General features: G+C 45.7%; 6 protein-coding genes. All 6 read right to left on the minus strand.

The window, feature by feature from the left end:
- Positions 1 to 116: DUF4492 domain-containing protein (locus F8L24_RS06710; protein WP_294953539.1), on the minus strand; the 116-nt coding region annotated here is incomplete at its 3' end.
- Positions 117 to 137: 21 nt separating this feature from the next.
- Complete coding sequence (glgB, locus tag F8L24_RS06715; RefSeq protein ID WP_294953524.1) at positions 138 to 2,063, minus strand: 1,4-alpha-glucan branching protein GlgB; 1,926 nt, start codon at positions 2,061 to 2,063, stop codon at positions 138 to 140.
- On the minus strand, positions 2,063 to 3,544 hold the full coding sequence (gene glgA, locus F8L24_RS06720; protein ID WP_294953527.1) for a glycogen synthase GlgA: 1,482 nt from the start codon (positions 3,542 to 3,544) through the stop codon (positions 2,063 to 2,065). Before glgA ends, glgB begins: the two co-directional genes overlap by 1 nt.
- Positions 3,541 to 4,365, minus strand: coding sequence for an ROK family protein (locus tag F8L24_RS06725; protein ID WP_294953530.1), 825 nt, complete (start codon positions 4,363 to 4,365; stop codon positions 3,541 to 3,543). The genes glgA and F8L24_RS06725 overlap by 4 nt, the downstream gene beginning before the upstream one ends.
- Positions 4,362 to 5,738 (minus strand): glycogen synthase, encoded by a 1,377-nt coding sequence (locus tag F8L24_RS06730; protein ID WP_294953533.1) that lies wholly within the window; start codon positions 5,736 to 5,738, stop codon positions 4,362 to 4,364. The genes F8L24_RS06725 and F8L24_RS06730 overlap by 4 nt, the downstream gene beginning before the upstream one ends.
- 10 nt (positions 5,739 to 5,748) lie before the next feature.
- The coding region (gene galT, locus F8L24_RS06735) for a galactose-1-phosphate uridylyltransferase (RefSeq protein ID WP_294953536.1) at positions 5,749 to 6,728 on the minus strand (980 nt) is incomplete at its 5' end.

A 6,728-nucleotide genomic window follows, 5' to 3' on the forward strand; every position in this document is an offset into this window, starting at 1 on the left:
ACTACGACTAAGAGTATAAAAAGTTTAATCGCAATGAGAAGCCACAGTTTTTTACCCATCTTCATATTTTTAAAACCATCATAATAAAAAAAGAATATTTTCTTTAACAGGTTCACAGCCTAATCCTTAAAAAAACATCATAGCACAATCAACTTGAAGTATACTACGCCGAGCGCCGGCATGGTAAACTGTATGGAGTCTTCCCTGTCCCAGGCCAGTACTTTTTCACTTTCGTAAATACCTTCGTTGTCGTGACTCCAGCCTTCGTACCTGCTGTTCTGCGAATTGAAGATCATCTTGTACTTGCCTTCCTTGGGTACGGCAACCCTGTAATGCTCCCTTTTTCTGTCTGCAAAATTGCATACGGCAATGATCGTTTCATCGCTGTTGTCGCTTTTTCTGAAAAAGGAAATAGTATTGTGCTCGTTATCAGAGCGTTCCACCCATTCAAACCCAGCATGTTCGCTGTCATACTGATAGAGGGCCTTTTCGCGTTTATAAAGCCTGTTCAACTCTTTGAGCATCTCATGAAGGCCTCTGTGTCTCGGGCTTTCAAGCAAGTGCCAGTCAAGCGAGCTTTCATAGTTCCATTCCCTGTATTGGGCAAATTCTCCGCCCATGAAAAGCAGTTTTTTACCCGGATGTGCCATCATGTAGGCATAGAGCGCCCGGAGATTCGCAAATTTCTGGTTTTCATCCCCTGCCATTTTGTTAATGAGCGAACCTTTCATATGTACGACTTCATCATGACTCAGCGGAAGCACAAAATTTTCGTCAAAAGCATACCAGATGCTGAAGGTCAGATCATCCTGATGATACTGCCGATAGACCGGATTGAGAGCAAAATACTTCAGCGTATCATGCATCCATCCCATATTCCATTTGAAACCGAACCCCAGCCCGCCGAGATAGACCGGTTCACTGACCTTGGGGTAGGCAGTGGACTCTTCTGCGATCATTACGATATCTTCAAACTTCTTGTAGACCGAGAGGTTCAGCTGTTTTAAAAATTCGATCGCTTCAAGGTTCTCCCTACCCCCGTATTTGTTGGGGAGCCACTCCCCCTCCTCCCGTCCATAGTCAAGATAGAGCATGGAAGCGACAGCATCGACCCTGATGCCGTCGATATGGTATTTTTCGAACCAGAACGAAGCACTGCTTATCAGAAAAGCCCTGACTTCATTCCTGCCGTAGTTGAAAACAGCACTTCCCCACTGCGGCTGATATCCCAGTCGTGCATCCTGATGCTCGTAGAGACAGGTACCGTCAAAGGTTGCAAGGCCGTGGCCGTCTGTTACAAAGTGAGAGGGCACCCAGTCCAGTATCACACCTATACCGTTCCGGTGCAGGGTATCTACCAGTTCCATAAATTCCTTAGGGCTGCCAAATCGTGCCGTCGGAGCAAAATAGCCTGTGACCTGATAACCCCAGGAACCCTTGAACGGATATTCCGTGATCGGCATCAGTTCCACATGGGTGTACTGCATCTCTTTGACATACGCAACCAGTTCATCCGCCAGTTCCCTGTAGCTGAGGTAGCGGTTGTCTTCTTCTACTTTTCGTCTCCATGACCCCAGATGCACTTCATAAATGCTCATAGGTTTGTCATGTCCGTTGACTTCGGCTCTTGCACCCATCCATTGGGCATCCTTCCAGCTGTATCCTTCCAAGTTGTAAGTGACGGAAGCCGACTTCGACGGTTTTTCGCAGTATTTGGCATACGGGTCCGTTTTTTGGGTCACTATGGCATCGTACTTTGACACAATATAGTATTTGTATGTCACATATTCCCCGACATTTTCAATAAAACCTTCCCATATTCCCGATCCGTCCTCTCTTTGTTTCAGCGGATGTGCCCAGTCATCATAGGCATTAAAGTCGGCTACGACACTGACCCGTTCCGCATTGGGTGCCCAGACGGAAAAATAGACTCCGTTCCTGCCTTCCCTTTCCATAAAGTGGGAACCGAATTTTTCATAAAGCTTCGTATGGGTTCCCTCTTTGAACAGATAAATATCCAGTGCTTCGAACCGTGACACATCATAGTGCATTGTATAAGACATTATTGATACCTTTGAATTTTTTTGTGGTAATAGAGCGCTTTATAGATATCGAGATACTCATTTCCCGAATCCAGCCAGCCGAAATGTGCCCGCATTGCTCTTTTTTGCATACGAAGGAAATCATCTTTTTCACGATAGTACGTTTCTACCGCCCATTTTACCGTATGGTACAGTGCATCGGGCGCAGCATAGTCAAACCTGAAACCGTTGCCCTCTCCTGTCTCATGGTTGTAATTGACGATCGTATCGTCAAGACCGCCGGTAGCCCTGACAATAGGGAGGGTACCGTACCGAAGAGAATAGATCTGGTTCAAGCCGCAGGGTTCGAACAGTGAAGGCATCAAAAAGAGGTCGCTGCCCGCTTCGATCTGGTGGGCAAGTGCGTTGCTGTACCCGATGTAGCATCCGAACTTCTGCGGATGTTTCTCTGCCACATGACTGAAAAAGTTTTCAGCCCAGAACTCTCCGTTCCCCAGCATAACGACCTGTATGTCCATTTCAAGCAGTCCTTCCATGACCGCAGCGATCAGTTCTATACCCTTCTGTGTCACAAACCTTCCTACAAAGCCGATAAGAGGAACATCCTCCCTCAACGGCAGGCCAAACCTTTCCTGAAGGTCCCGTTTGCACGCTTTCTTTTTCAAAAGTGTATCGACATCATAGTTGGCTGCAATATAGCGGTCTACTGCAGGATTCCATTCTGTATAGTCGATCCCGTTGAGTATGCCGTAGAGTTTATGGGCATGGGCACGCAAATGCCCGTCCAGGCCAAAACCGAATTCCGGTGTCTGTATCTCTTTGGCATATTTTTTACTGACTGTCGTCAGCGCATCACAGAAAGCAATACCGCCTTTTAGCAGGTTGACATTGTCCATCGCTTCGAGTTCCATGGGCGTAAAGTATTTCCAGTCAATTCCGAGTATATCCATCAGTGCTTTACCGAAAACACCCTGATGCTGCAAATTGTGCAGGGTCAGTACACTGGAAGTCTCTTGAAAGAAATCATCTTCTCTCAATGCAGTTTTCAGCAATATCGGCAGTGCTGCCGTGTGCCAGTCATTGGCATGTACGATATCCGGTTTGAAATTGAGTGCCCGGCTCAGCTGCAGTGCGGCTTTGGACAAAAAAACAAACCTTTTGTCATTGTCCTCATACGCACTGCTTTCATGGTACAGGCCGCTGCGTCCGTAAAATGCCTCATGGTCGATAAAATAAATTTCCACATCACTGTCAGGCAGATGGGTCCTGTACACACCGGCCCACAGTTCCCCCATCGCACCCATATCGACACCAAGTGCCATGGGAATGTGTTCCAGCGTGTTTTTGTCTATGCTGTAATATCGCGGCATCACCACTTTGATATCCGCGCCGAGTTTTGCCAAAGCTTTCGGCAGGGCACCGCTGACATCGGCCAGGCCCCCCGTTTTGGCATAAGGGACGACTTCGCTCGCCACAAACAGTGTTTTGATCTTTCGTTTCATAATCTTTTTGCTCCTTCCATTGATGCATTTTTAAACTGACTGAGGACCAGGTCCAGCTCTTCCAGGCTGGAGAAAAGGGCATATTTCCCGATCTTTTTCTCCACCTCTTCCTTCAGGTACGGATTGGACAGGATGACACCGCCGCCGAGTACCAGTACTTTCGGGTTTGCCAGTGTGACAAGTGTCGCAGCGGCTCTCAGCAGCCCTTTTGTAAAATTTTTATATATCTTCTTTGCCCGTTTGTCTTTTGAATGTTTCAGCGCTTCCACGCTCATGGCAGGCAGCCCGTAGTAGGCACACCATTTCTTCAACCCGCTACCGCTGCTGAAAAGTTCCAGACAGTTGTCTTTGCCGCAGCCGCATCTAAACGGTGCCTTTTTAAAAGGCACATGTCCGAGCTCATATGCCAGATTGCTTTCACCCCTTACGATTTTTCCCTGCTCCAGCACAGCAGCCCCCATACCGGTTCCTATGTACAGAAGTGCCATGTTCTCTGCTTTGCTGTACTCTTTTTCTGCCAGCAAAGCACAGTTGATATCATTGTCTATTTTCAAAGACACATGGTATTTCTTTTCAATATATTTTTTAATATTATATTCACTTACACTGATATTCGGGGAAGAAAGAATCTTTCCATGGTTTGTCTGCCCTGCAAACGATATACCGATCTTCCTGATATCCGGGCAGGTTTTGAGTTTGTCTTCCAGATAATCGTTCAAAGAGATTGTATGGCTGGACACTTTTTCTTTGAATATTTTTCCGTTATTTAAGAGTTCGCTTCTCAGGTAGGTCCCGCCTATATCGATGTAAAGTTTGCTCATGCCGTCATCTCTTTGTACAGTTTCATATAGGCTTTCGCACTTTTCCTGAAAGACACATCGCATTGCATATCAAATTCGGCCATCTTCAAACAGGCTTTTTTATTCCCATACAGTGCCAGGGCCCTTCTGACTGCATGAAGACAGCTTTTTTTTGAATAAGACTCAAAGACAATGCCCCGTATACATTTTTTCTTCTCTTCAAAGACACTGTCTTTCAACCCCCCGGTAGCATGAACAATGGGTACAGCCCCGTACCGTGCCGCGATCATCTGGTTGAGTCCGCACGGTTCAAACAGTGAAGGCATCAGCAGGAAGTCGGCCGCAGCATACAGCTGACGGGAAAGCGCTTCATCGTACCCTTTCAGGTAGTGGATATTTCCATATTTGTCAGACAGTTCCGAGAGCTTCTTTTCTGTCTTTGCTTCCCCTTCTCCGAGCATCACGAACTCCAGAGGCTCTGCAGAGAGATCCTTGAGCGATGCAGCAATGACCGATATTCCTTTCTGCTCCACCAGCCTGCCTATAAAAATAAACAGAGGTTTCTTACTCGATTTTACACCCAGATTCTTATAGTATGCCTTTTTATTGGCAGCTTTTTTCCCGACATGATCTGCACTGAAATTGGCATAAAGCGCCCTGTCATGTTCCGGGTCAAAGCATACTGTATCTATGCCGTTCAGTATGCCTGTCAGTTTCCTGCGGTGTTTCGTCAGAAAACCGTCCAGGCCGCATCCGAACCGAACCGTGAGTATCTCTTTCGCATAGCTGGGACTGACAGTGGTGATCTTTTCACTGTAGGCGATACCTGCTTTCAGGAAATTGGCTTTCCCATAAAACTCCAGATTTTCCATAGTGAAATATTTTTTATCGATAGCCAGTTTCTTCAGCACTTTTCTGTTAAACACCCCCTGATAAGCAAGATTGTGTATGGTCAATACAGTTTTAATGGACTCTGACTTCAAAAAAAGTGCAGTCAGTGCAGTATGCCAATCATTGAGATGTACAATATCGACCTGCATTTTTTTGGCAATTTCTGCAACCATACGGGAAAAGAGACCAAAACGTAGACCGTCATTGTCATATCCGTAAAGTGCTTCTGTTTCACACAAAATATCGTTATAGACGAACAGTGTATCACTTTCTTTTACCTGAAAAAGTTCATAGCAGTAAGTCTTTGAGCCCATTTTCAGAGTATATACGCTACCCAAAGAATGCAGACCGAATTTTTTTCTGTCAATGAACCGGTAAAGCGGTGTAATAGGAATGATTTCACACACTTCCCTAAGTGCAAGCGGCAGAGAATGTGCCACATCACCTAGTCCACCGCTTTTGGAGTACGGATACATTTCACTACTAGCAAAAAGTACTTTCATCACAACACCTTCATCGCAACAATCCTGCTGCTTTTTCAGGAGACAAAGGGTTAATCGTCATATTGCTCTGCAATTCAAAGCCACCTGTCCGATAGAGCCGCGGGATTATCCGAATATAAAACCGGTAGAAATGTTGTATATCATCAAAAAACGCTTCTGTTTCATGGGCTTTATGAAAAGGAGGGTTTTGTATATAAATATTATAGTCAAATGCTTTGAGCTCCCTTTTTAAACCTGAAAGAACTTTTTTCAGCAAAGAAGCTGCTTCTGCCAGCAGACTTTCATGACATGCGCCGATATCGGCTATGTCTGTCTTAGGCATAATGATGACTTCAAACGCAAACTGGCTGCCGTACGGTGTGTAAGCAAGGAAATGTTCGCTCTCATTCACAACCCTGCTTTTCTGCTCTCGTTCATAGTCTATGATGTCTTTGAAAACACTGCGCCCATGTTGTCTGTAGTATGTATATAGGTGCGTCAGAACACGAAGTTCTTCACGGGGTACAACAGGCAGGGCAATAAGCTGTGTATGGATATGAGGAAGCGTCAAACCTGCATTTCCCCCCTGATTTTTAAAGAGAGTGAAGTAATGTAGCCGGTCATCTTTTCTGAGATCATTGATCCGTTCTTTGATCGTTTGCAGCCAGTCGGTCATCTGTTCCACGCTTAGCACATCGAACTCAGTCATATGTTCTGGTGTGTCCACAATAATTTCATGGGCACCAAAACCGTCTATTTTTTCATAGATGCCTTCTTCTTTTTTTTCATCAGTCGCTTCTATGGCTACAGCTTTATAGAGATTGGGAATGACCCTTGTTTTCCATTTTCCTTTGGCATCTTTCAGAGAAAATATTTCGGGTGGAGTCATCGACTCATGACCGGCACAGAAAGGACAGGTACTTTCTTCTTTCAGTGCGGCCGAATGGTCCGGAAAAAGGTTTGGCCGGGTCAGTCGGCTCGGTGCTACGATCACATAGGTATCATGCAGCA

The sequence above is a fragment of the Sulfurovum sp. genome, assembly GCF_015493435.1.
In the GTDB taxonomy this organism is placed as follows: Bacteria; Campylobacterota; Campylobacteria; order Campylobacterales; family Sulfurovaceae; genus Sulfurovum.